The organism is Intrasporangium zincisolvens, assembly GCF_034724055.1.
GTDB lineage: Bacteria > Actinomycetota > Actinomycetes > Actinomycetales > Dermatophilaceae > Monashia > Monashia zincisolvens.
Map to the genome: position 1 here is coordinate 87,505 of NZ_JAWIIL010000009.1, position 23,569 is coordinate 111,073.

Genomic DNA, 23,569 nt, shown 5'->3' on the forward strand with positions numbered 1-23,569 from the left:
CGTCGCCCGGCAGAGGCCGGGCGACCGGCGGCCGGCTGTGGCCGCAAACCCGCACACCCTAGCCCGAACCGCCTACCCGGACGTACCCGGACGGGGCCCGGGACGGACGGCGGGCGAGGAGACGCAGGTCATGGCGCCGAGGGTGTCCGTGCCCGAGCGGACGTCCTACCATCGAGGGACTGAGCAAGCGCTTAGTCGACCCGTGCGCCGTCGCCCGGGGCCGCCGACGAAGTCCAGGAGTTCCCCCGTGACCGAAGCCGTCATCGTCTCGACCGCCCGTTCGCCGTTCGGCCGGGCCTTCAAGGGCTCGCTCAAGGAGGTGCGTCCGGACGACCTCGCCGCCAGCGTCATCCAGGCGGCGCTCGACAAGGTGCCCGCCCTCGACAAGGCGCTCGTCGAGGACCTCTACCTCGGCTGCGCCGAGCCGTCGGGCAAGCACGGGTCCAACATGGCCAAGGTCGTCGCCACCCTCCTCGGCCTCGACGGCACGCCCGCGGCGACGATCAACCGCTTCTGCGCCTCCTCGGCGCAGACGACGCGGATGGCCTTCCACGCCATCAAGGCCGGCGAGGGCGACATCTTCGTGTCGGCCGGCGTCGAGTGCGTCTCGCAGTACACCGACTGGGCCGGCGCGGGCGGCGCGAAGGCCGACGCGCAGAACCCGCTCTTCGCCGCGGCGCAGGAGCGCACGAAGCGGATCGCCGAGACGAACGAGACCTGGACCGACCCCCGCGCCGACGGCAACCTGCCGGACATCTACATCTCGATGGGCCAGACCGCCGAGAACGTCGCGACGGCCTACGGCATCTCCCGCGAGCGCCAGGACGAGTGGGGCGTCACCAGCCAGAACCGCGCCGAGGCCGCCATCGGCCGTGGCTTCTTCGACTGGGAGATCACGCCCGTCACGACCCCCGACGGCACGGTCGTCACCAAGGACGACGGCCCCCGCGCCGGCGTCACCCTCGAGGCCGTCCAGGGCCTGAACCCCGTGTTCCGGGAGCAGGGCACCGTCACGGCCGGCAACTGCTGCCCGCTCAACGACGGCGCCGCGGCGCTCGTCATCATGAGCGACACCAAGGCCAAGGAGCTCGGCCTCACGCCCCTCGCCCGCGTCGTCTCGACGGCGGCGACCGGGCTGTCGCCGGAGATCATGGGCCTCGGCCCGGTGGACGCGACGAACCTCGCGCTCAAGCGGGCGGGTCTGTCGATCGGCGACATCGACCTCTACGAGATCAACGAGGCCTTCGCCGCGCAGGTCATCGGCTCGGCCGACCAGATCGGCATGGACTACGACAAGCTCAACGTCAACGGCGGCGCCATCGCGATCGGCCACCCGTTCGGTGCGACCGGGGCCCGCATCACCGGCACGCTCATCAACGCGCTGCGCGAGCGCGACGAGCAGTTCGGTCTCGAGACGATGTGCGTCGGCGGCGGTCAGGGCATGGCCGTCATCTTCGAGCGCCTCAGCTGACGCCACCCACTCTGATCGAAAGAGCACTCCGTACGTGTACGGAGTGCTCTTTCGATCGGCGGGGCACGTGACGGAGTGCTCTTTCGATTGCCGGGGAAGGGCGCCCGACGTCAGAGGGCGCGGCGGAGGGTGGCCAGGCGCTCGGGCAGGTCAGCTCCGACGCCGGCGGCGGACGCGTCCCACACCATGACGGCCAGCTGGTCCATGACGACGGCCGGGCCGAGGTCGGGCACCGGCACGGACCCCCGTCCCCGCGACACCGCGACGCGGTCGGCGAGGTCCTGGACGAGGTCGCGGACCAGGCCCGCACGCGAAAGCGCGTGGCCGAGCGGCAGCTGCTGCCACCGCTCGGCCACGCGCCGGAGCTCGTCCGACACCTCCTGCGGGGTCGGCGAACCCACGCGCGAAGGTGCCACCCGCGTCAGTCGCGCAGGCGCGCGAAGAGGCGGACGAACTCGATGTAGAGCCAGACGAGCGTCACGATGAGGCCGTGGGCCAGCAGCCACGAGTACTTCTTCGGGGCGCCCACCTGGACGGCGTGGTCGATCGAGTCGAAGTCGATGGCCAGGGAGTAGGACGCGAGGCCGACACCCACGACCGACAGGACCAGGCCGAGGCCGCCGCTGCCGCCGAAGCCCCAGCCGCTGATGACGCCCGTCATGAGCAGGACGACCTGCAGCAGCGAGAAGATGCCGTAGCCCACTATCGCGAAGAAGAACATCCGGCGCGTCTTGGCGTTGACCTTGACGAAGCCCGTCGCGTAGCCGATGTACATCGCGACGAAGACGCAGAGGGTGGCGAGCACGGCCATCTGCACGACGCCGTCGTACTTCGGGATCGAGGCGATGTACTGGCTGAAGGCGCCGAGGAAGGCGCCCTGCAGCACGGCGTACACCATGAGCAGCGGCACCGACACCTTCTTCATGAAGGCGATGGCGAAGCCGAGGATCAGCGTGCCGAACATGCCGCCGAGCCAGAACGGCAGCGTCATGTCGGTGTTGGCCTCGGTCCAGAACCACGAGACCATGGCGACGGCGACCGTGACGACGAACAGGGTGAGGCTCTTGATGACGACGTCGTCGACCGTGACGCGACCGGTGTCGGCGGGACCGGCGCTCTGGCGTGCGTACATCTCGTCGAGCTGCTGGGCGGTCATGGCGTCCTGCGCCGCGTAGCCGGTGGTCGCCGCCTGCGTGGCCTGCTGGCCCTGACCGAACTGGCCCTGCTGCGCCTGCTGGCCCTGCTGCGGTGTGCCGAAGCCGGCGTATCGCTCCTTCTCGATCTGCTTGTTGAGCCGGTCGAAGACCGGGTTTCCACCTGCCATGTGAGTGTGCTCCTTGGGCACTGGTGCCACCGGTCGGTGGCGACTGTCACCAGACTAAGCGTCCGGGACCACCCCGCAGGTTCCCGACGGCCGACGGCGTGCCCCGCAACCCGTTCGTGACGCGACGGCATACTGGGGCCGCCGGCCCGGCCGGCGCGCCCCCGTGGCCCAATCGGCAGAGGCAGGCGACTTAAAATCGCCAACGGTGAGGGTTCGAGTCCCTCCGGGGGTACGGCTGCGACGGCCACGGTTCGGTCACGCTTGTGTCCACGACGGCGGTGCGTGCCGACGCCCGGGGCCGGAGTCCTCCTACACTGGGATGCAATCGGGTCCCAGGGGATGGTCCGCCATGTCCCCGGCGCGACCCGGACGCCGCGCCACGGGGGCTGCGGCGACCCTTCACAGGAGGACGAGTGCTGGACCAGCGCGTCGCGGGCTCGGGGGCCGTGTCCTCCCCTGCCCGACGGCCGAACGGTGCCCGGGCCGGCGTCGGTCGCCACACTGTCGGCCGCCCCGGTGCCACCCAGCTGCTCGAGTTCGCCGACCGCCTGCGCGACGCGCTGCTGCGCAGCTGGCTCGACCCGATGGTGCGACGCGGCATGCTCGGCATGGCGCTCGTGGCCGCGGGGTCGGTCTCGCCGGCGTTCCTGCCGATCGGGGCGTTCGCCCCCGGCGCGTCACCGGTCATCACGACGCTGCACCTGCAGTGGCTCGACAGCGGGGTCGGCCGCGTCATCACCACGGTGCTCATGGCCGTCGGCATGGCGCTGCTCGTCGACGCCTGGCTGCGGATGCGCCCGGTGCACGGGCGCCGGCCGCCGTCGCTGGCCTGGCTGCTCTGGAGCCTGCCGATCCTGCTCGCCCCGCCGCTGTTCAGCCGCGACGCCTACAGCTACGCCGCGCAGGGCGAGATCGTCTCCCGCGGCCTGGACCCGTACGTCCTGACGCCGTTCTCGATCCCCGGGCCGTACTCCGACCAGGTCGACCCGATGTGGGCGCAGACGCCGGCGCCGTACGGTCCGCTCGCTCTCCAGGTGCAGCACCTCGTCGTGGCCCTCGCACCCGACAACGCCTACGCGTCCGCCGTGCTCATGCGGGTGCCGACGCTCGCCGCGGTGGCGCTGCTCGCCTACGCGCTCCCCCGCCTGGCGGAGCGCTACGGCTCGAGCGGCCGGCACGCGCTGTGGCTCGGCGTGCTCAACCCGCTCGTCATCATGCACTTCGTCGGCGGCGCCCACGGCGATGCCGTCATGGTCGCCCTCGTCGTGCTCGCCCTGCTGCTGGCCAGCCGCGGCCATCTCCTCGTCGCGGCGGCCACCGTCGCCGCCGCGTCCGCCTACAAGCAGACGGCGGTCCTCGCCCTCGTCGGTGTCGTCGGGATGGCCGTGCAGGCCGGCGACCTCGCCCCCGGCGTCCGTCACAAGCTGCTGGCGCTGCTGCGGCACGGGCTCGCCCTGGGGGCGGTGTTCGTCGCGACGTTCTGGGCGATCACGGCCTTCTCGGGCCTCGGCTTCGGCTGGGTGCCCAACCTGTCGGTGCCGGTGTCGCTCCGCTCACTGCTCGCCCCGTCGACGTTCGTCGGGAGCGCGGTCGAGTGGCTCATGCGCATGGGCGGCTCGCCGGCCGGCTGGGTCGAGGTGCCCGTGCCGGTCGCGCAGGCGATCGGGCTCGGCGTCGGGCTCCTCGCGATGGCATGGGTCGGCTGGCGCCTCGTCGTGCGCAACCCCGTGCTCGCCACGGCCAGCGTGCTGCTGATCCTCTGCGTCTCCGGCCCCGTCATCCACCCGTGGTACCTGCTCTGGGGCGGCGTCGTGCTCGCGGCCACGCGGCTGTCCGAGCGGTGGGTGCGCGGCATCGTCGTCGTGACGCTCTTCTTCGTCACCTACGGGGTCGTCGACGCCACGGTGTCCAACGGCACGTGGGCCCTCGGGGTCTCAGCCGCGCTGTGGATGATCGCGCGGCTGCGCGCGCACCGCCGGCGGGCGATGGAGCAGGAACCCCTCCCGGTGGCCGTGACGCCCTGACGCCTCGCCTCGCTGAGCGCGTCAGCCCCGACGGGCAGCGCTGAGGGCGATGCCGTCGAGGATGTCGTGCTCGGAGGTCACGACCTCGGTGATGCCCGACCTCTCGACGAGGCGCTGCACGACGCGTCGCCACACGAGGGCCCCGGCACCGATGACGTCGACGCGTCCGGGGTGCAGGTACGGCAGGGCCGCCCGCTCGGCGCGGGTCATGGCGAGGAGGTCGTCGCAGGCCGCGAGCACGGCGTCGACCGGGTTGCGGGACAGGTGGATCCGGCTCGCGTCGTAGGCGGGCAGGCGCAGCGCGTGCGCCGTGATCGTCGTGACGCTGCCGGCCAGGCCGACGAGGGCCCCGATGCCCTCGAGCGGCACGGTCGACTCGGCGAGGTCGAGGGCGGCGTCGACGTCGCGGGTCGCCGCGGCGATCTCCTCGGCGGTCGGCGGGTCGCTCGCGAGGTGGCGCTCGGTCATCCGGACGCAGCCGATGTCGACCGACCGTGCGGCCTCGACGTGGTCGGTGCCGCGGACGAGCTCGGTGGAGCCGCCGCCGAGGTCGACGACGAGGTAGGGGCCGGCGATGCCGCGCGCCGCGAGACCCCCGGTGGCGCCGGAGAACGACAGGGCGGCCTCCTCGTCGCCCGAGACGACCTCGGGCGACACGCCCACGCCGACGTGCGCGCGGAAGGCCTCGTGGACGCCCTCGATGAACTCGCCCGCGTTGCGGGCGTCGCGGGAGGCGGACGTGGCCACGAACCGGATGCGCTCGGCGCCGAGGTCATGGCACTGCGCAGCGTACTCGCGGGTGACCCGTAGGGTGCGCTCCATCGACTCGGGGGCGATGACGCCGGTGCGATCGACGCCGTGGCCGAGGCGCACGATCTCCATCCGGCGCAGGACGTCCTCGAGGGCACCGGTGGCCGGGTCGACGTCGGCGACCAGGAGACGGATCGAGTTGGTGCCGCAGTCGACGGCGCCCACCCGGACCCGGCCCTCAGCCATCGGTGCCCTCCCCGGCGGCCCGGTGCTCCGTGGTACCCGCGCTCGCGGCGTCCTCGGCGGCGTGCACGGCCGCGCACGAGGTCGGTGACCACCAGTCGCCGAGCGCCTCGAGGGCCTCGTCGCCGAGCGGGTTGACCCCGGGGCCGGCCGCGAGCGAGTGGGCCACGAGCACGTGGAGGCACTTGACGCGCGTCGGCATGCCGCCGGCGGAGATGCCGTCGATCTCGGGCACGTCGCCCAGCTCACCGCGGCGGGCGAGGTAGTGCTCGTGGGCCGAGGCGTACGCGGCTGCGAGCTCGGCGTCCGCACCGAGGCGGGCCGTCATCTCCTTCATGAGGCCACCGGTCTCGAGCGTGCTGACGGCTCCGGTGAGGCGCGGACACGTCGCGTAGTACGTCGTCGGGAACGGCGTGCCGTCGGGCAGCCGCGGCTCGGTGCGCAGGACGTCGGGCTCGCCGCACGGGCAACGGTGCGCCACCTCGGCGACGCCGCGAGGTCGGCGGCCGAGCTGACGCTCGACGGCGTCGAGGTCGGCGGGGTCGGTGGCGCGCTGGGAGGCGTCGGGCTGGGAGGCGTCGGGCTGGCGCGGGGTCTGGCTCACGGGTGCGGGTGCTCCGGTCGGGGGCGGGTGGCCGCACGAGGATCCCACACGGGCCTCACCGGCCGCGAGCGAGCCCGGCGGTGGGGCGGTCGGCGATCTGGACCGACTGCCAGACCTTGCCGTACCAGGGTGAGGCGTCGTTGGCCATCGGGGCGGCGACGACCGGCTTGGCGGCGGTCGCGGCGCTCGTGTCGGTGCCACCCGGGTCGATGACGGTGTAGGCCCGGTCGCCGACGCGGACGAACTTGAGCCGCTCGCGGGCCTGCAGCTCGACGTAGGCGGGGTCCTTCCACAGCGCGGCCTCACGCTGGAGGTCCTGGACGTCCTGGCGCTGCTGCTGGACCTGCGCCTGCTTGGCCGCGGTGTCGCCGCGTTGCTGGATGAGCGAGCGGAGGGTGGGCACGATCGTCACGGCGAGCATGACGAGGATGCCGAGCAGGATCGCGCCGCGGACCCACGCCGTCGACGCGGACGGCGCGACGGGCGGGGTGGTGCGGGCCCGCGCGGCGCGCGCCGGGCGCTCCTTGCCCTGGCCGGGCCGGCTGGGCCGGGCCGAGCCGCGCGAGGTGCCGGGCCGCGTGCCCGCCGACGCGGGCCGCGAGCCCGTCGAACGCGCCGCGGTGCCCGTCGAGCGCGTGCCGGCCCCTGTGGACCGGGCGCCCGACCCGGACGGTCGCGGGCTCGTGGCGCGTGAGGAGGCCGACCGCGCACCGCCACCACCGGGGCGGCCCGACGCCGAGGGCGACGACGAGCGACCCGGGCGGGGCGGCGTGCGGTCGGCCACGGGACTCAGCCCTCGCTGCCGAAGCGGGCGGCGTCGAAGCGCGGGAACGCGCCGGTGCCGGCGTAGACCGCGGCGTCGTCGAGCTCCTCCTCGATGCGCAGCAGCTGGTTGTACTTCGCGACGCGCTCGGAGCGGGCCGGGGCACCGGTCTTGATCTGGCCGCAGTTCGTCGCGACGGCGAGGTCGGCGATCGTGACGTCCTCGGTCTCGCCGGAGCGGTGGCTCATCATGCAGCGGTAGCCGTTGGTCTGCGCGAGGGTCACGGCGTCGAGGGTCTCGGTCAGCGTGCCGATCTGGTTGACCTTGACGAGCAGCGCGTTGGCCGTGCCCGAGCCGATGCCACGGGCCAGGCGCTCGGGGTTGGTGACGAAGAGGTCGTCGCCGACGATCTGCACCTTGGAGCCGAGCAGGTCGGTCATGGACTTCCAGCCGTCCCAGTCGTCCTCGTTGAGCGGGTCCTCGATGGACACGAGCGGGTAGGCGTCGACGAGCTCGGCGTAGTAGGCGACCATCTCGTCGGCCGACTTGCTCGCACCCTCGAACGCGTAGGAGCCGTCCTCGAAGAACTCGGACGCCGCCACGTCGAGCGCGAGGGCGATGTCGCGGCCCGGCTCGTAGCCCGCGGCCTTGATCGCCTCGAGGATGAGGTCGAGCGCGGCGCGGTTGGACTCGAGGTTCGGGGCGAAGCCGCCCTCGTCGCCGAGGCCGGTGGCCAGGCCCCGCTCACTCAGCACCTTCTTCAGCGCGTGGTAGACCTCGGCGCCCCAGCGCAGGGCCTCGCGGAAGCTCGGCGCGCCGATCGGGGCGATCATGAACTCCTGGATGTCGACGTTGGAGTCGGCGTGCGACCCACCGTTGAGGATGTTCATCATCGGCACGGGCAGGACGTGCGCGTTGGGGCCGCCGACGTAGCGGAACAGCGGCAGGCCGGCCGACTCGGCGGCGGCGTGGGCGACGGCGAGCGAGACGCCGAGGATGGCGTTGGCGCCGAGGGTCTCCTTGTTGGCCGAGCCGTCGAGCGCGAGCATCTCGGCGTCGATGAGCCGCTGCTCGCTCGCGTCGAAGCCGACGAGGCGCGGGTTGATCTCCTCGATGACGGCGTCGACGGCCTGCTCGACACCCTTGCCGAGGTAGCGGCCCTTGTCGCCGTCACGACGCTCGGACGCCTCGAAGGCGCCGGTGGAGGCGCCCGACGGGACGGCTGCGCGGGCGAAGGTGCCGTCGTCGAGACGGATCTCGACCTCCACGGTGGGGTTGCCGCGCGAGTCCAGGATCTCCCGGGCTCCGATCTCCTCAATGGTGGCCACTGACTCTCCTGTGGTGGTGCTCGGAAGGGGGTACGGCCGGTGCCCGGCCGCTGTCGCCACCGAGCGTAGCCCGTGGGGGCTGCGGGCCGTCGGACCGACCCGGCATGCGGTCACCCGCCGGCTCGGGGGCCGGTCGCGCCGGGCGATGTCTGGTTTGGGCGGTTCTGTCCCACCGCATCCGCAAGATCAGTGCAGGATCCCCGCTCGTTTTACCGTTTCCTTACCTTCGCTTGACCAATCTTCGACATACTCGGGACATCCATCCGGGGGGGTGGGAATACCGAGGTGCGTGACGCCGAGGGGGCGTCCAGGGGGTGGGGTGTTCTATGGCTGTACCCATGCGCGAAGTCGGCGGATTTGCCGTCGACGTGAGCGCTCGTCCGACAGCGCAACCGCTGTCGAACCGATCTCGCGGAGTGCGACTGCTCCAGCTCGTCATGGCCGGCGGTGACCTCGTGGTCATCGTGGCGGCGACGGCGCTGGCGGCGATGAGCCGCGACCGGCTGCCGATCTTCGTCGTCACCAACGACGTCCAGGCCATCGCCCAGGCCGCCGGCCCGTGGATCGTCGTCGGCTGGATGCTGTGCCTGGCCTTCGTGGGCAGCTACGCGCGCAGCAACCTCGGGGTGGGCACCACCGAGTACGCGAAGGTCCTCGTCGCGGGCGGTCTCGTGGCGGGCGGCATCGGCATCGTCAGCTACCTGACCCAGCTGAACCTGTCCCGTGGCTTCTTCGTGCTGCTGTTCGTCATCGGCGTCCCGGTGCAGCTGACCTGGCGCTGGACCGCGCGGCGCATCGCTCGGCGGGCGCACCACCACGGACACCTGCTCACCCGCGTGGTCCTCGCGGGCTCGCCCTCGCACGTCGACGACGTCGCGTCGGTCCTCCGCCGGGAGAGCTGGCTCGGCTACGAGATCGTCGGCGCGCTGGTCCCCTCGTCCAACCCGGTCCCCGAGACGCCGGGTGGTGTGTCCGTGGTCGGGACGACGACCCGCGTCGCACGGTCCGCCCTCGACGCCAAGGCCGACCTCATCGTCTTCACCGAGGGAGCCTTCCCGGCGCCCATCGACTTCCGCCGCATCGCGTGGGAGCTGGAGGGGCACGACGTGCAGCTCGCCGTCGTGCCCAGCCTCAGCGACATCTCCTCCGGTCGGATGTCCATGCGCCCGGTCGGCGGACTGCCGCTCGTGCACGTCGAGCCGCCACAGAGCCTCGGCGCGGCCCGGTGGTCCAAGCGCGCCTTCGACTTCGTCGGCGGCACGCTGCTGCTGATGCTCGCCGCGCCGGTCATGCTCGTCTTCGCCATCGCCACCAAGCTGCAGGACGGCGGCCCCGTCCTGTTCCGCCAGACCCGCGTCGGGCGCGACGGCGAGCTCTTCGAGTGCCTGAAGTTCCGCAGCATGGTCGTCGACGCCGAGGCCCGCCTCGCCGGCATCACGCACCTGAACCAGAACGCCGACGGGGTCCTCTTCAAGGTGCAGCAGGACCCCCGCATCACCCGGGTCGGCGCGTTCATGCGGCGCTACTCGATCGACGAGCTGCCCCAGCTCATCAACGTCGTCAACGGCGACATGAGCCTCGTCGGCCCACGGCCCGCCCTGCCGGCGGAGGTGCGCCGCTACGCGCCCGACGTCCAGCGCCGCCTCCACGTGCGCCCCGGCGTCACCGGCCTCTGGCAGGTCTCCGGACGCAGCGACCTCTCGTGGGACGACACGGTGCGCCTCGACCTCTACTACGTCGACAACTGGTCCGTCGTCCAGGACCTCTCGATCCTCACCAGGACCGTCCAGGCCGTGTTCCGTTCGCGGGGCGCGTACTGACGGCACACCGGCTCCCGCCGGTCGCGTCCTGACCGCGTCCGGCGGGACTCTCCCGCGGTGCATCCCTGACCGCCGTGGGGTGGGGACGGGGCCACGCCACCACATCCGGGCGGCGTGGCCCCGTGACACCCGCGGACGCGTCGGTCACGACGCGTCGGTCACGACGCGTCTCTGCCGACGCGTCGCTCAGGACGCGTCGGCGCCGTCGGCGCTCGCGTCGGCGAGGCGTCGCAGCGTCTCCCGCAGCGCGCCCTCGGCGTCGACGCCCGCCGCCCGAGCCTCGCGCACCAGTGCGAGCAGGCGCGCCCCGACGTCCTCGCCCGCGGCGGAGGCGTCGACGAGGTCTGCGCGGCCGGCCTTCTCGAGCCGGCCGACGTACTTCTCGGCCCGGGCCAGCGCCGGCAGGGAGGTCGGCACGCCCTCGACGGGGTGGGTGCGGTGCTGCTTCTCCCCCGCCTTGATCCGGTCCCAGTTGGCGGCGACGGCGTCGGGGGTGTCGGCCTCGACGTCGGCGAAGACGTGGGGGTGGCGGCGCACCAGCTTGTCGACGAGCTCGCCGGCGACGTCGTCGATGCCGAAGGGCTCGGTCGGGTGCTCCTCGGCGACGCGCGCCTGGAAGGCCACCTGGAGCAGGAGGTCGCCGAGCTCCTCACGCACGTGCCCCGGGTCGCCCGACTCGATGGCCTCGATGGCCTCGTGGGCCTCCTCGAGCAGGTAGGGCACGAGCGTCTGGGGGGTCTGCTCGGCGTCCCACGGGCAGCCGCCGGGCGAGCGGAGCCGGTCCATGACGGCCACGACGTCGAGCAGCCGCGAGCCCGGCACGTCGAAGGAGGCGATGAGCAGCTCGACGTCGGGTGCCTCCTGCAGGCGGCTCACCTCGACGGCGACAGCGTCGCTGAGACCGGGGTCGCCGTCGGCGGAACCGACCCACACGGCGTCGCCGTCGGCCGTCGCCGCGACGAGGGCGCGCGCGAGGTCGGGGGCGGCGAGGACGCCGGCGTCCTCACGCTCGCCCGACGCGTCGAGCGCGGGCAGGCCCACCTCGACGCCGGCGTCGACGATCGCCGCGACCTGCGGCTCGTCCGGCAGGCCCCACACGGTCGTGGCGCCCTCGAGCGTGGCCCAGGCCTCGCGCGTCAGCAGCCCCGGCGCGATGCGCGGCGTCGAGACGAGCAGGACCAGGCGGCCGGTCAGGGCGCGGTCGTCTCGACCGGGGCCGGGTTGGTGCCCGAAGCGGCCGCGTTGGTCTGCGGCTTGATCCAGTCGGGGTCGGCGGTGCCGAAGGTGAAGTACACCGGCCCCTGGTCGACCTTCTTGACCGTCCCGAACTTCGGGTTGAGGGAGATGTCGGCGTTCTGGAGGGCCTTGCGGTAGGCGGTGACCTCGGCGGGCGTCATCGTCTGGGAGTTGACGAGCGCGGCCGCGGCGACGAAGTCCTTCGTCGTCTGGGTCGGGTTCGGGATCGTCGCGAGGACCGCGGCGTAGGTCTGGTCGGGCTTCCAGCCGCCCGAGGCCTGCATCGCCTCGTCGAGCAGCGGGCCGGCGATGAGGCCCATGACGATGGCGTCCTCGCTGAAGTCGAGCTTGGCCGCCTGCAGCTGGTCGTGGGAGGCCTGCACGTCGGCCTCCGTGATGACGTGACCGTTGACGACGGCCGCGGCCTGCTGGCGCGTCGCGAAGCCGCACCCACCGAGGAGCGTGACGGCGCTCGCGCCCGCGACGAGTGCCGCGGCGACACGCCGACCCGTGATGGTGGGCCGTGCTGGCAGAGACTTCACTGGGTTTCCTCCTCGGGCGGATGCGTCAGACATCTTACGGGGCACCCGTACGCGTGCCGGCACCGGCGCTCGCCACCGCGTGGCCCGCGGCGATGTCGTCGAGCAGCACGGCCGTGACGAGCTGGCGCGCCCACGTCAGGACCTCGACGTCGCGCAGCGGCTTGCCCCCGACGCGAGCGGTCATCGGGGCCGGCACGAGGATCGTGCCGAGGGCCTCCTTGACGATGGTGCCGGGGTAGAGGCGCATGAGCCGCAGCTGCTGGCTCTCGCGCAGGTCGGTGACCGGGCCGAACCGCACCGTGCGGCCCTGCGCGCCGATGTCGCCGATGCGGGCCTGCCGCGCCACGACCCGCAACCGCGCCACCTCGAGGAGGTTCTCGACCGGCTTGGGCGGGGCGCCGTAGCGGTCGCGCAGCTCGGCCTCGATCTCGTCGACGGCCTCGAACGTCTCGACGGTCGCGAGCTTGCGGTAGGCCTCGAGGCGCAGCCGCTCCCCCGGCACGTAGTCGTGCGGCAGGTGGGCGTCGACCGGCAGCTCGATCTTGATCTCGGCCGGCACGTCGGTGGTCTCGCCCTTGAAGTCGGCGACGGCCTCGCCGATGAGCCGCACGTAGAGGTCGAACCCGACGCCCTCGATGTGTCCGGACTGCTCGCCGCCGAGCAGGTTGCCGGCGCCGCGGATCTCGAGGTCCTTCATCGCGACCTGCATGCCGGCGCCGAGGTCGGTGTGGCTGGCGATGGTGCGCAGCCGGTCGTGGGCGGTCTCGGTGAGCGGCTTCTCGGGCGGGTAGAGGAAGTAGGCGTACGCCCGCTCGCGGCCTCGCCCGACGCGTCCGCGCAGCTGGTGCAGCTGGCTCAGGCCGAAGGCGTCGGCGCGCTCGACGATGAGGGTGTTGGCGTTGCTGATGTCGAGGCCGGTCTCGACGATCGTCGTGCAGACGAGGACGTCGAAGCGCTTCTGCCAGAAGTCCTCGACGACCTGCTCGAGGCGGTGCTCGCCCATCTGGCCGTGCGCCGTGGCGATGCGCGCCTCGGGCACGAGCTCGCGCAGCCGGCTCGCGGCCTTCTCGATGGTGCTGACCTTGTTGTGGACGAAGAAGACCTGGCCCTCGCGGAGCAGCTCGCGGCGCAGGGCCGCCGTGATCTGCTTCTCGTCGTAGGCGCCGACGAAGGTCAGGACCGGGTGGCGCTCCTCGGGCGGCGTTGCGAGAGTGGACATCTCGCGGATACCGGTGACGGCCATCTCGAGCGTTCGCGGGATCGGGGTGGCCGACATCGACAGCACGTCGACGGCGGTGCGCATCGTCTTGAGCAGCTCCTTGTGCTCGACGCCGAAGCGCTGCTCCTCGTCGACGATGACGAGGCCGAGGTCCTTGAACCGGATCTCCTTGGACAGCAGCCGGTGCGTGCCGATGACGAGGTCGATGCTGCCGTCGGCGAGACCGTCGACGACCTCGCGCGCCTCCTTGTCGGTCTGGAACCGCGACAGCGCCTTGACGACGACCGGGAACTGCGCGTACCGGTCCGAGAAGGTCTGCAGGTGTTGGCTGACGAGGAGGGTCGTCGGCACGAGGACAGCGGCCTGCTTGCCGTCCTGGATCGCCTTGAAAGCCGCACGGACCGCGATCTCGGTCTTGCCGTAGCCGACGTCGCCGCAGATGAGCCGGTCCATCGGGACCTGCTTCTCCATGTCGGCCTTGACCTCGTCGATGCTGCTGAGCTGGTCGGGGGTCTCGACGTAGGCGAAGGCCTCCTCGAGCTCGCGCTGCCACGGGGTGTCGGGACCGAACGCGTGGCCCTTGGTGGCCTGCCGGGCGCTGTAGAGCCGGATGAGGTCGGCGGCGATCTGCTTGACGTAGCGCTTGGCCCGCGACTTGGTCTTGGTCCAGTCCGAGCCGCCCATCTTGTTGAGGGTGGGCTGCTCGCCGCCGACGTACTTCGTCACCTGGTCGAGCTGGTCGGTGGGCACGTAGAGGCGGTCGCCGGGCTGGCCGCGCTTGCTCGGGGCGTACTCGATGACGAGGTACTCGCGCGTGGCACCGGCGACGGTGCGCTGCATCATCTCGACGAAGCGGCCGACGCCGTGCTGCTCGTGGACGACGTGGTCGCCGGGACGCAGCTGGAGCGGGTCGACCTGGTTGCGGCGGCGCGAGGGCATCCGGCGCATGTCCTTGGTCGAGGTCGAGCCGGCCTGCCCGGTGAGGTCGGTCTCGGTGACGACCTCGAGGCGAGCGCCCTCGTGGACGAACCCGCGCCCGAGCGGCATGCAGGTGACGGTGACGAGGCCGGCCTCGAGCGGGTCGGCCGCGCCTGCCTCGAGGGAGCGGTCGAGCGAGCGCACCGGCACGTCGTGCTCGCGCAGCACCTCCCCGACGCGCTTGGCCAGGCCCGGGCCCTCGGTGACGACCGCGACGACCCAGCCCTCGCGGGCCCGCTCACGCAGGTGCGCGACGGCCCGCTCGGTGTCGCCGCGGAAGGCCTCGGCGTCGGTCGTGCGCACCGCGAGGCGCTCGTCGACGTCGTCGTCCTCGATGACGAGCTCGTCGTCGGCGGCGAACGGGGTGAGGGTCCACCACGGGCGGTCGTGGGCGCTGGCGTGCGCCCGCACCTGGGCGAGGGTCCAGTACGACGCGCTGCCGAGCAGCGACTGGAGGTCGACGGGCACGTCGTTGCCGGCGGCGGCGTTGGCCCAGCTCGCCTCGAGGAACTCCTCGCTCGTGGCGACGAGGTCGTGGGCGCGGCGGCGGATGCGCTCGGGGTCGGCGAGCAGGACGGTGGCGGCCTTCGGCAGGACGTCGAGCACCGACTCCATGCCGTCGACGAGCGCCGGGGCGAGGGACTCCATGCCCTCGACGGCGATGCCCTCGGCGAGCTTGGCGAGCATGTCGGCGACGCCGGGCAGCTGGTCGGCCAGGGCCCGGGCGCGCTCGCGGACGGCGTCGGTCAGGAGCAGCTCGCGGCAGGGCGGCGCCCAGAGGCCGTGCTCGGCCACCTCGAGCGAGCGCTGGTCGGCGACCTTGAACCAGCGCACCTCCTCGACGGTGTCGCCCCAGAACTCGACGCGGACCGGGTGCTCCTCGGTGGGCGGGAAGACGTCGAGGATGCCGCCGCGCACCGCGAACTCGCCGCGTCGCTCGACGAGGTCGGTGCGGGTGTAGGCCGCGGCGACGAGGGCGTCGACGACGTCCTCGAGCGGGCGCTCGTCGCCGCTCCTCAGGGCGACCGGCTCGAGCTCGCCGAGGCCGCGGGTGATCGGCTGCAGAACGGCGCGGACCGGGGCGACGACGACCGACAGCGGGCCGTACGTCGCGTCGTCGGAGTCGGGGTGGGCGATGCGGCGCAGCACGGCCAGGCGCCGCCCGACGGTGTCGCTGCGCGGCGAGAGCCGCTCGTGCGGGAGGGTCTCCCACGACGGGAAGACGGCGACGCGGTCGGCCGGCAGGAACGAGCCGAGCGCCGAGGCGAGGTCCTCGGCCTCGCGCGTCGTCGCCGTGACGACGACGACCGGGGCCGCGCCAGGACCGCCGTGGACGGCGTCGGCCCGCACGGCGAGGGCGGAGACGAGGAACGGGCGGGTGCCGTCGCTCGCGGACACGTCGACGAGGCGGGCCCGGCCCACCTGCTCTGTCACGTGGCGGACGTCGGGCAGCGCCGTGAAGGCGGAGAGGAGAGGGTGCGGCATCAGGCGGACAGTCTATTGGCGCCGGGCCGGTCCTCCGACGACGCGTCACCCGGGGAGTTCGGCGAAAGCCGTCCCCCGGGGGTCGTGCCGGTGGAGCATGAGTCGATGGCGATGACGCTGGCGATGACGCGGAGGAGAGCTGCGTGAGCGCCGTGGCAGGTGAGGGGCCACGCGTCGGCGCGGGCCGGCCAGGGCGGGGTGGTGGCTTCGCGGTGTGGCTGGCGATCGCCTGCTGCCTGCTGTTCGTCGTCGTGACCGTCCTGGTCCTCACCCGTGCGACCCAGGCCGTCGACGAGTCGGTCTTTCACCGGCTGCGGCCGGGCGACGCCTGGAACGAGCCCCAGGTCCGCTGGAGCCCGTGGATGACCCGTCTGCGTCCCGAGCGCATGTACCTGGTCCTGGGCGCCACGTCGCTCGTGGTGTCGCTGTGGCGACGGTCCTGGTGGCCGGCGGTGCTCGCGCTCGTGCTGGCCGTGGTGTCGGGAGCCCTCGCCCTCGGCACGAAGGCGGCGCTGCACCGGCCGGACCCGCACGGGTTCGTCACCGACACCGGCGGAGCGTTCCCGTCGGGGCACACCATCGCCCTCGTCGTGTGCCTGGGCGGGTGCCTGCTCGTCGTCTCGCCGCGCGTGCGCTGGTGGATGTGGATTCCCGTGGTGGTCGCCGGCGCGCTGCTCACGACCAGCCTCCTCGTGTCCGGAGCGCACTGGGCCACCGACGTCCTCGGAGGTGCCCTCGTCGGGGTCGCCCTCCTCGCGGTCGGCAGCCGCACGGCCCTGCGCCGCAGGGCCCATCATCCGCACCCGGTCACGGGCCGGGACGCGCGACGCGGGGTGGGCGCCGTCAACGATCTCTGACCCGTGACCGGTTCGGCACCGTTGGCGCGGTGAGGAACTCGAGAAGCCGCGGGGCGACGACACCCGCGTCGTAGTCCCTGAGGAACCTCCGACGCGCGGCGCGGCCGGCCCGGGCCAGCTCGGACGGCGCCTCCATCACGTCGATGAGGACACCGGCCGCCGCCTCAGGGTCATCGAGGGGCCAGAACCGGCCCTCGCTCGGGTCCTCGAAGATCTCGACGAGCGCCCCGGCGCCGCCGGACAGCACCGGCAGCCCGGCAGCCATGGCCTCCATGATCGCGAGCGACGACGACTCCGAGTAGGACGCGTGGACGTAGGCCCGGTAGCCCGGCAGACGGTCCTGAACGTCGCGGCGGAAGCCGTGCAGGCGCACGAGGTCGGCGACGCCCAGCTCGTCGGCCAGCGCGAGCAGGCGCGTCCGCTCCACGCCCTCGCCGAAGACGTCCAGCGTGTACGCGTGACCGGTCCGTCGCGCGGCCGCGAGGACCCGCACCAGGTAGCGGTGGTTCTTGACGGGCTCGAGGTTGCCGACCGAGACGAGGTCGCCGGAGCGGGAGTCAGCGGACGCGCCGGCCTGGGCCCCCGGGTCCTGCACGAAGTTGCCGATGACGCTGCTCGGGGCGCGGTCGGCCTCCGGCAGCCAGGACCGGACGGCTGCGGCGGCCCACGCGGACACGAAAACGACTCCGTCGACCGCCGGCAGGACCTCGCGCTCGGTCTGGCGGATCCAGCGGTACACGCGTCCGTCGCGTCGGATCTGGCCCTTGTCGGCCCACTCGTCGGCCTGGGAGATCCGGAAGTGCACCGCCAGCACGACGCGCTGGTGCGGACCCGACCGGGCCGCGAGGGCCGCCCGCGCCGAGACGGGGCACTGGGCGTACACGGTGCAGGCGCCCTCGCGTGCGAGACGACGGCGGAGGACGCGCCGGAGGAAGACCTCGTGCGACGTGCGGTACCACCACACGTTGGCCGGGCCCCAGACCCGCTCGAGGACGACGCGTGCGCCGAACAGCGGCACCAGGGCGAGACCCCGCAGGCGGGAGCCGCCCGGCCCGTGGGCCCAGCTGTGCGGCGTCAGCAGCTCGGCCGGGTCACCTGCGCGTTCCAGGTAGCGCCGTAGCTGGCGCACGTGCGTGTGGACACCGGTGATGCCCTCTCCACGGGCGATCGTGGTGATGAGGAGCGGGCCGTGCTCGGAGTCGGGCGGGCGTGGCTGCTCGGGGGCGGCGGGGTCGGCGGGGTCGGTGACGTCCGCGCTCATCGGGTCCTCACCCCCGGGCCCGGCGGCCACCGGCGTCCGTCAGGGTGCCGCGTCGGAGCCGCGCCCACTCCCGCTCGGCCCGCGCCAGCGCGTCGGGCGTGCCGATGTCGATGAAGTACGCGTCCCCGATGCTCAGGGCGTGCGCACGCCCGACGAGCAGCGGCAGCAGGTCACCGCCGAGGTCGCGTGGCAGCGGCTGCCGCACGAGGTCGATGACGTCGGGGCTGAACGCGTACAGCCCGGCGTTGGCGAGGTCGCCCCTCGGGTGCTGCGGCTTCTCCTCGAAGGATGCGACGACACCGTCGCGCACCTCGACGACACCGCACCGTGTGGGGTCGGGAGCGCGGAACAGGGCCAGTGTCGCGAGCGCCGACCCGGAGCGCTGGGCCTCGACGAGCAGCCGGAGGTCGAAGTCGGTGAGGTTGTCGGCGTTGACGGCCAGGAAGAGCTCCTCCCCGGCGACGAACTCCCGGTTGTGCAGCAGCGTCCCGGCGCTACCGAGGAGCGTCGGCTCGAAGACGGTCCGGACGGCGAGCGGCTGCGGCCGCCGCGCCAGGTGCCGCTCCACCTGCTCGGGCAGGTGGTGCAGGTTGACCAGCACCTCCGTGACCCCGGCTGCAGCCAGCGCCTCCATCCAGAGGTCGAGCAGCGGGGTCCCGTCGACCTGGACGAGGCACTTGGGCACCGAGTCGGTGAGCGGCCTCAGCCGGGTGCCAAGCCCGGCGGCGAGCAGGAACGCCTTCATGCCTCCACCCGCCCCCGCGCCCGGCGCACGACCCCGAGCCGGCGCATCTTCGCGTCGGCGTCGGCGAGGACGTCGTCCAGGCCCGGCATGCCCTGGAGCCAGGCGGCGTACTCGGCCACCGAGTCTGCGGGCGTGCGCCGCGGCCGCCACCCCAGGCCTTGCAGCGCGGTGACGTCGGAGTGGATGTGCCGGGTGTCGCCGAAGCGGTACTCCCCCGAGGCGTGCGCCGGCCGGTCGCTTCCGTAGTGGGCCCGGACGACCTCGGCGAACTGCTCGGTCGTGTACCCGACCCCGCCGCCCACGTTGAACACCCGGCCCACGGCCCGCTCGTCGGTGAGGACGAGCTCGTTGGCCGCGACGACGTCGTGGATGTTCACGTAGTCGCGGACCATCAGGCCGTCCTCGTAGAGCGTCGGGGCGCCGCCGAGGAGGTAGTGGAGGCAGAAGATGCGACACGCCCCCGAGTACGCGTTGTAGATGGACTGCCGGGGTCCCTGCACGATGCTGTAGCGCAGCGCCACCGTCGGTATGCCGTAGCGACGGCCGAGGTTGACCGCGACCATCTCCTCGCCGTACTTCGACATCCCGTAGGCGTTCTGCGGGTTGGAGACCCGCTCCGGCGTGCGCTGCATCTCCAGCGGTCGCCCGCACTCGGGGCACGTGTGGTCCCACTCCTGCCGCTCGAGTGCGGTCTCCGGGCGCATGTCGGGGGTCTGGTCACCGTGGTCGGCGCACCGGTAGAGCCCCTCGCCCATCGCCGACTGCGACGAGGCGACGACGACCCGCTGGAGGTCGAGCCCCTCGGCCACGGCGATCTCGTAGATGAGGGCGGTGGACACGACGTTGACCGACGTGAACCGCGCGAAGTCGGTGAGGTAGTCCTGGTAGGCGGCGAAGTGGTAGACGGCGTCGGCGTCGCGCAGCAGACCGGCGAGCAGGTCGCGGTTGCGCACGTCGCCGACCCAGAGGCGGACGCCGGGCGTGACGTGGTTGGGCACGCCGTCGCGGTGCACCGGCGCCGTCAGGGCGTCGAGCACGGTCACCTCGTGCCCCAGCTCGACCAGGCGGTCGCACGTGTGCGAGCCGATGAACCCGGCTCCGCCCGTGACGAGGATCCTCATCGCTGCCCCCTCCGGTTCGCGTGCACCTCGCGGTACACCTCGAGCGTCCTCTTCGCCGTGTGCCGCCACGTGAACTCCCCGGCGCGCTGAAGGCCCCGAGTGCGCAGGGACCCGCCCTCCGCGAGGGCCGTCAGGATCGCCGACGCGATGGAGTCCGGGTCGTCGGGGTCGGCGAGCACGGCGGCCCCGCCGGCGGTCTCGGGCATCGCCGTGCGGTCGGAGGTGACCACCGGACAGCCGCACGCCATGGCCTCGAGGATCGGCAGGCCGAAGGTCTCGTTGTGCGACGGGTACACGAAGACGTCTGCGGCCCGGTAGAAGTCGACGGTCTCCTCGAGCGTCACCCCGCCGACCCAGGTGATGGCATCGGCGACGCCGAGCGAATCCGCGAGCGAGCGCAGCCGGGCGGCGTACGCGCTGTCGCGGCCGGGACCCACCACGACGAGGCCGTGCCCGGCGAGGTGCGGGCGGGCGACCGCAAAGGCGCGGATCAGGCCCTCGCAGTTCTTGTACGGCCACAGGGAGGACACGAAGAGGACGAACGGCCCGGCGATCCCGTACTTCTCGCGCAGGCGCTCGGCGGCCTCGTCCGGGTCGCCCGGCCTGAACACCTCGTGGTCGACGGCCTCGGGGATCATGCGCAGCTTGCCCGGGTCGACGTCGAGGTACCTCATCACCTCGGCCCGCAGGCTCTCCGAGTTGAGGATGACCGCGTCGGCCACCTTGACCGTGTGCGGGTAGCCGATCGAGCGGTAGAGCCTGACGGCAGGGTTCAGCGCCTCCGGCGTCGTGAACGCGTGCATCGTCTTGATGTGCGCGACCACGCCGGGGGCCGGGCGGACCAGCGGGGCGATGAGCGTGCTGAACACGTCGACACGACCGAGCGGCAGCCGCACCGGCGCGTACAGCTGCTCGCTCAACGTGCGCAGGTTGCGACGCTCGTTGGACCACGGGAAGGTCATGTAGCGAACCCCGCGCCCGTAGCCCTGGTGCATGCCCTTCGACCGCCGCCCGACGAGCAGCGTGAGCTCCTCGCCCTCGGCGAGCATGCCGCCCATCTCGCGGATGACACGGGTCCAGAACCAGTGCGCCCCCGAGGGGTTGTGCGGGTCGTCGGTCAGCAGGTTGATCGCGACCCGCATGTGCTCAGAAGACTGTCGCCGCAACGTCATTCGCCGACATCCTCGACTGGCGGACGTACTGGGCGAGCAGGTGCATGCAGGCCTGGTGCGAGTCCTCGATGACGCCGTAGTTGAGCGAGTCGACGTGGATCGAGACCGTGGCCAGGTCTCTCGCCGGACCACCCGTGAAGCCCGTCAACGCGACGGTCTCCACGCCGTGGCCGGCACACCACTCGAGGGCCCGCACGATGTTGGGCGAGCGGCCCGACGACGACACCGCGACGAGCACGTCACCGGGCCGGGCCTGCGACTGAAGCTGGAAGTCGAAGACGTTCTCGTAGCCGTTGTCGTTGGCGATGGCGCTGAGGATCTCCATGTTGGTGCTCAGGCTGTAGACCCTCGTGAGGAGGTCGGTCCCGATGCGCACGCCCTTCACGTGGTCGCACTGGAAGTGGTTGGCGATCGAGGCCGATCCCCCGTTGCCGCACGAGAACACCGTGGCACCGCGGTCGTATGCGGCGTCGAGCAGCCGCGCGGCCGCGCGCACCTGCGCGCGGTCGACCGACGCCATGGCGCGGGACAGCTCGTCGGCGTAGGCGCTCGCGAAGGCTCCGGCGTCGGCGTAGCGGCTCTCGGGGAAGGTGGGCCGCTCCGATGCACTCGCCGGGGTGGCCGAGCGCGAGTGGTCGGTCAGGATCTGTTCGACGGCCGACGCCAGGTCGGTCACGACGGTCACGTCGGCGTCGCCCGTCGCGCCCCCGTCCGGGTCGATGAGGAACGGCCTGGCCCCGACGGCCCGCGCGAGCCCCACGTCGCACTGGCGGTCGCCCACGACCCAGGAATCGGAGAGGTCGAGGTCGAGGGCCGTGGCCGCGGCCAGCGCCATCCCGGGGGCCGGCTTGCGGTCCTGGCTGACCCGGGCGAACGACGCGACGATCCCGTCGGGGTGGTACGGACAGAAGAGCCACGCGTCGACATGGGCACCGAGCTGGGCCATCTCCGCCGACATGTGCTTGTGCACCAGGTCCACGTCCGCGAGCTCGTACATCCCGCGCGCCACGCCTGCCTGGTTCGACACCACGGCGACGGGGATCCCGGCCGCGTTGAGACGCGCGATGGCCTCGATCGCGCCCTCGACGAAGTGGACGTCCTCGACGGCGCCGACGTACCCGTGGTCGATGTTGATGGTGCCGTCGCGATCGAGCAGCACCCCCCGCCGGCCCATCAGCGACCACCTCGCATCGGCCTCGCCCTGCGGGCTCGACCGCCGGCGCCGGCTCGCTGGCGCAGCGCTTCCCACCCCGTGTGACGACATCTCATCCTGGTCCCCTCCCACCATCGTCGGCCCACCCACTCCCCAGTGGCGGAGACCTCAGCGTCTCCTCGGACCGACATTCCAATGTTAGATACGGCGTGGCGTGCGCGTCGGCGTTCCTGTGAAGTCGGCCGATGCCGAACCGACGCCAGGTCGGCTCGTGGTCTTCAGCGAATGGCGCTGGTGCAACTCGGTATTCGCACCTTGCGCGGTGACCGGCCGCCAGCCCAGCCGGCGCGGTTCGCTCACGAGAAGCGACGCCGCAACGACAAGGTCCAGCAGGTACGGCGAGGCGTCGCCGAGACCGGTCTCGGTGATCGACGCGACGATGCAGTAGAGGATGAGGAAGAGGGCCAGCGCCCGACGGGGGCCGCGGACGCGCGTGATCGCCATGAGCAGGAGCAGCAGCATCATGCTGGTCTGGATCGCGATGCCCAGCCACCCCAGGTCCACGAAGGTCGCCACCCAGCCGCTGTCCACGGGCAGCCCCTCGAAGGACTTGTTGGACAGTCCGTTGCCGAAGATCTCCCGCACCAGGGGACGGCCCGTCTGGCTCACCGAGTCCCACACCTTCGTCCGCCCCGTGAGCTGGGCGGCGTCCTCGGCGGACTGGCCACGGGAGAGCCAGTCGATGGCCGGGCCGGCGAACAGTGCACCCGCCGCCAGCCCCGCCACGAGCGTCCACACCGCCGTTCTGCGTACCCTGGCGTGGCCGAGGAAGAGGCTGCCGGTGGCAACGACCAACCCGATCAGAAGACCCAGCAGGGCCGTCCGCGTGTGGGTCCCCACGATGACTGCTGCCGCGACGAGGATGAGCACCACCGCATGTCGGCCGGTGATGACTCGGCACATCCAGAGGATCACCGACGTACCGAGCAGCACGGCGCTGTAGTGCGCGACCTGCGTCGGCGGGATCGGCCACAGCGCCCCGCCGAGCCGTCCGTTGGTGCTGAACGCCTTGCCGGGCGACAGCGCGAGTCCCACCACGACGGAGGCGACGATGGCGCCGAGACAGACGCGGTGGCACCGGAGCAGCACGAGGTCGGACCGCCCCCACCACGGCGTGAGCAGCCACAGACACGTCACGAACCCGACCAGGCGGACGGCGCGGTAGGTCGACCCGACGAAGAACTCACTGTGCAGACTCACGGCGAGCGCCGCGACCGCCATCGTCGACAGCAGCATGAGGAAGAGCGTCGGGCGGACCACGAGCCGGGGGTTCGCGAGCAGCGCGAACAGGAGGGACACGAACAGCGAGCCCTGCGCCAACGCCTGCCCCACGGAGTAGGGAATCGGCAGGACGGTGGCGCTGCCCCCCGGTGTCAGGACGTTGAAGAACAGGGCTGCCCACGCCAGCAGCAC

At 72.5% G+C, this 23,569-nt stretch carries 19 protein-coding genes and 1 tRNA gene; 5 read left to right on the forward strand and 15 right to left on the reverse strand.

Features of this window, described 5'->3' with window-relative positions; translation table 11 throughout:
- Nucleotides 1-247 precede the first annotated feature (247 nt).
- Entirely contained in the window at nucleotides 248-1,471 is a 1,224-nt protein-coding gene (locus RY076_RS19235; protein WP_323100870.1) for an acetyl-CoA C-acetyltransferase, read from the forward strand.
- A 110-nt stretch (nucleotides 1,472-1,581) separates the two neighbouring features.
- Here RY076_RS19235 and RY076_RS19240 read toward each other — a convergent pair whose 3' ends face one another.
- Together RY076_RS19240 and RY076_RS19245 are read right to left on the reverse strand one after the other, a co-directional pair.
- The gene (locus RY076_RS19240; protein ID WP_323100872.1) at nucleotides 1,582-1,872 is read right to left on the reverse strand and encodes a hypothetical protein; all 291 of its coding nucleotides are present in this window, start codon (nucleotides 1,870-1,872) and stop codon (nucleotides 1,582-1,584) included.
- 20 nt (nucleotides 1,873-1,892) lie between these two features.
- A complete protein-coding gene (locus RY076_RS19245) occupies nucleotides 1,893-2,795 on the reverse strand; it encodes a Bax inhibitor-1/YccA family protein (protein WP_323100873.1) in 903 nt (300 codons plus the stop codon).
- 157 nt (nucleotides 2,796-2,952) lie between these two features.
- On the opposite strand from RY076_RS19245, the gene RY076_RS19250 reads away from it, so the two are divergent.
- Nucleotides 2,953-3,027 (forward strand) — tRNA-Leu (locus RY076_RS19250).
- Nucleotides 3,028-3,208: 181 nt separating this feature from the next.
- The gene (mptB, locus tag RY076_RS19255; RefSeq protein WP_323100874.1) at nucleotides 3,209-4,819 is read left to right on the forward strand and encodes a polyprenol phosphomannose-dependent alpha 1,6 mannosyltransferase MptB; all 1,611 of its coding nucleotides are present in this window, start codon (nucleotides 3,209-3,211) and stop codon (nucleotides 4,817-4,819) included.
- 21 nt (nucleotides 4,820-4,840) lie between these two features.
- Here the strand turns inward: mptB and RY076_RS19260 are convergent, their stop codons facing one another.
- The 4 genes from RY076_RS19260 to eno are packed head-to-tail and all read right to left on the reverse strand — an operon-like array spanning nucleotide 4,841 to nucleotide 8,507.
- The gene (locus tag RY076_RS19260; RefSeq protein ID WP_323100875.1) at nucleotides 4,841-5,815 is read right to left on the reverse strand and encodes a Ppx/GppA phosphatase family protein; all 975 of its coding nucleotides are present in this window, start codon (nucleotides 5,813-5,815) and stop codon (nucleotides 4,841-4,843) included.
- Nucleotides 5,808-6,416: a DUF501 domain-containing protein gene (locus RY076_RS19265; RefSeq protein WP_323100877.1), complete on the reverse strand. Its 609-nt coding sequence runs from the start codon at nucleotides 6,414-6,416 to the stop codon at nucleotides 5,808-5,810. The genes RY076_RS19260 and RY076_RS19265 overlap by 8 nt, the downstream gene beginning before the upstream one ends.
- A 55-nt stretch (nucleotides 6,417-6,471) precedes the next feature.
- Nucleotides 6,472-7,200: an FtsB family cell division protein gene (locus RY076_RS19270; RefSeq protein ID WP_323100878.1), complete on the reverse strand. Its 729-nt coding sequence runs from the start codon at nucleotides 7,198-7,200 to the stop codon at nucleotides 6,472-6,474.
- A 5-nt stretch (nucleotides 7,201-7,205) separates the two neighbouring features.
- The gene (gene eno / locus RY076_RS19275; protein ID WP_323100879.1) at nucleotides 7,206-8,507 is read right to left on the reverse strand and encodes a phosphopyruvate hydratase; all 1,302 of its coding nucleotides are present in this window, start codon (nucleotides 8,505-8,507) and stop codon (nucleotides 7,206-7,208) included.
- A 416-nt stretch (nucleotides 8,508-8,923) separates the two neighbouring features.
- Between eno and RY076_RS19280 the strand changes: the two genes are divergently transcribed.
- Nucleotides 8,924-10,327, forward strand: a complete 1,404-nt coding sequence (locus RY076_RS19280) for a sugar transferase (RefSeq protein ID WP_323100881.1) — start codon at nucleotides 8,924-8,926, stop codon at nucleotides 10,325-10,327.
- Nucleotides 10,328-10,513: 186 nt separating this feature from the next.
- Here the strand turns inward: RY076_RS19280 and RY076_RS19285 are convergent, their stop codons facing one another.
- The 3 genes from RY076_RS19285 to mfd all read right to left on the reverse strand — a co-directional run bounded on the left by RY076_RS19285 (nucleotide 10,514) and on the right by mfd (nucleotide 15,787).
- Nucleotides 10,514-11,425 carry a nucleoside triphosphate pyrophosphohydrolase gene (locus RY076_RS19285; protein ID WP_323100882.1) on the reverse strand — a complete coding sequence of 304 codons (912 nt, stop codon included), beginning with the start codon at nucleotides 11,423-11,425 and terminating at the stop codon, nucleotides 10,514-10,516.
- A gap of 92 nt (nucleotides 11,426-11,517) precedes the next feature.
- A complete protein-coding gene (locus RY076_RS19290; RefSeq protein ID WP_323100884.1) occupies nucleotides 11,518-12,105 on the reverse strand; it encodes a hypothetical protein in 588 nt (195 codons plus the stop codon).
- A gap of 34 nt (nucleotides 12,106-12,139) precedes the next feature.
- Nucleotides 12,140-15,787 carry a transcription-repair coupling factor gene (gene mfd / locus RY076_RS19295; protein WP_323100886.1) on the reverse strand — a complete coding sequence of 1,216 codons (3,648 nt, stop codon included), beginning with the start codon at nucleotides 15,785-15,787 and terminating at the stop codon, nucleotides 12,140-12,142.
- Nucleotides 15,788-15,930: 143 nt separating this feature from the next.
- Here mfd and RY076_RS19300 point away from each other — a divergent pair, with 143 nt between their 5' ends.
- Complete coding sequence (locus tag RY076_RS19300; protein WP_323100888.1) at nucleotides 15,931-16,644, forward strand: phosphatase PAP2 family protein; 714 nt, start codon at nucleotides 15,931-15,933, stop codon at nucleotides 16,642-16,644.
- On the opposite strand, the gene RY076_RS19305 is transcribed toward RY076_RS19300, so the two are convergent.
- The 6 genes from RY076_RS19305 to RY076_RS19330 all read right to left on the reverse strand — a co-directional run bounded on the left by RY076_RS19305 (nucleotide 16,631) and on the right by RY076_RS19330 (nucleotide 23,392).
- The gene (locus RY076_RS19305; protein ID WP_323100890.1) at nucleotides 16,631-17,905 is read right to left on the reverse strand and encodes a glycosyltransferase family 4 protein; all 1,275 of its coding nucleotides are present in this window, start codon (nucleotides 17,903-17,905) and stop codon (nucleotides 16,631-16,633) included. The genes RY076_RS19300 and RY076_RS19305 overlap by 14 nt on opposite strands.
- 7 nt (nucleotides 17,906-17,912) lie before the next feature.
- Nucleotides 17,913-18,650 (reverse strand): nucleotidyltransferase family protein, encoded by a 738-nt coding sequence (locus RY076_RS19310; RefSeq protein WP_323100891.1) that lies wholly within the window; start codon nucleotides 18,648-18,650, stop codon nucleotides 17,913-17,915.
- Nucleotides 18,647-19,771 carry an NAD-dependent epimerase/dehydratase family protein gene (locus tag RY076_RS19315; protein WP_323100893.1) on the reverse strand — a complete coding sequence of 375 codons (1,125 nt, stop codon included), beginning with the start codon at nucleotides 19,769-19,771 and terminating at the stop codon, nucleotides 18,647-18,649. Before RY076_RS19315 ends, RY076_RS19310 begins: the two co-directional genes overlap by 4 nt.
- A complete protein-coding gene (locus RY076_RS19320; protein ID WP_323100895.1) occupies nucleotides 19,768-20,913 on the reverse strand; it encodes a glycosyltransferase family 4 protein in 1,146 nt (381 codons plus the stop codon). The genes RY076_RS19315 and RY076_RS19320 overlap by 4 nt, the downstream gene beginning before the upstream one ends.
- A gap of 4 nt (nucleotides 20,914-20,917) precedes the next feature.
- Nucleotides 20,918-22,117, reverse strand: coding sequence for an HAD-IIIA family hydrolase (locus tag RY076_RS19325; RefSeq protein ID WP_323100897.1), 1,200 nt, complete (start codon nucleotides 22,115-22,117; stop codon nucleotides 20,918-20,920).
- Nucleotides 22,118-22,294: 177 nt separating this feature from the next.
- A complete protein-coding gene (locus tag RY076_RS19330; protein WP_323100899.1) occupies nucleotides 22,295-23,392 on the reverse strand; it encodes a hypothetical protein in 1,098 nt (365 codons plus the stop codon).
- Nucleotides 23,393-23,569 lie beyond the last annotated feature (177 nt).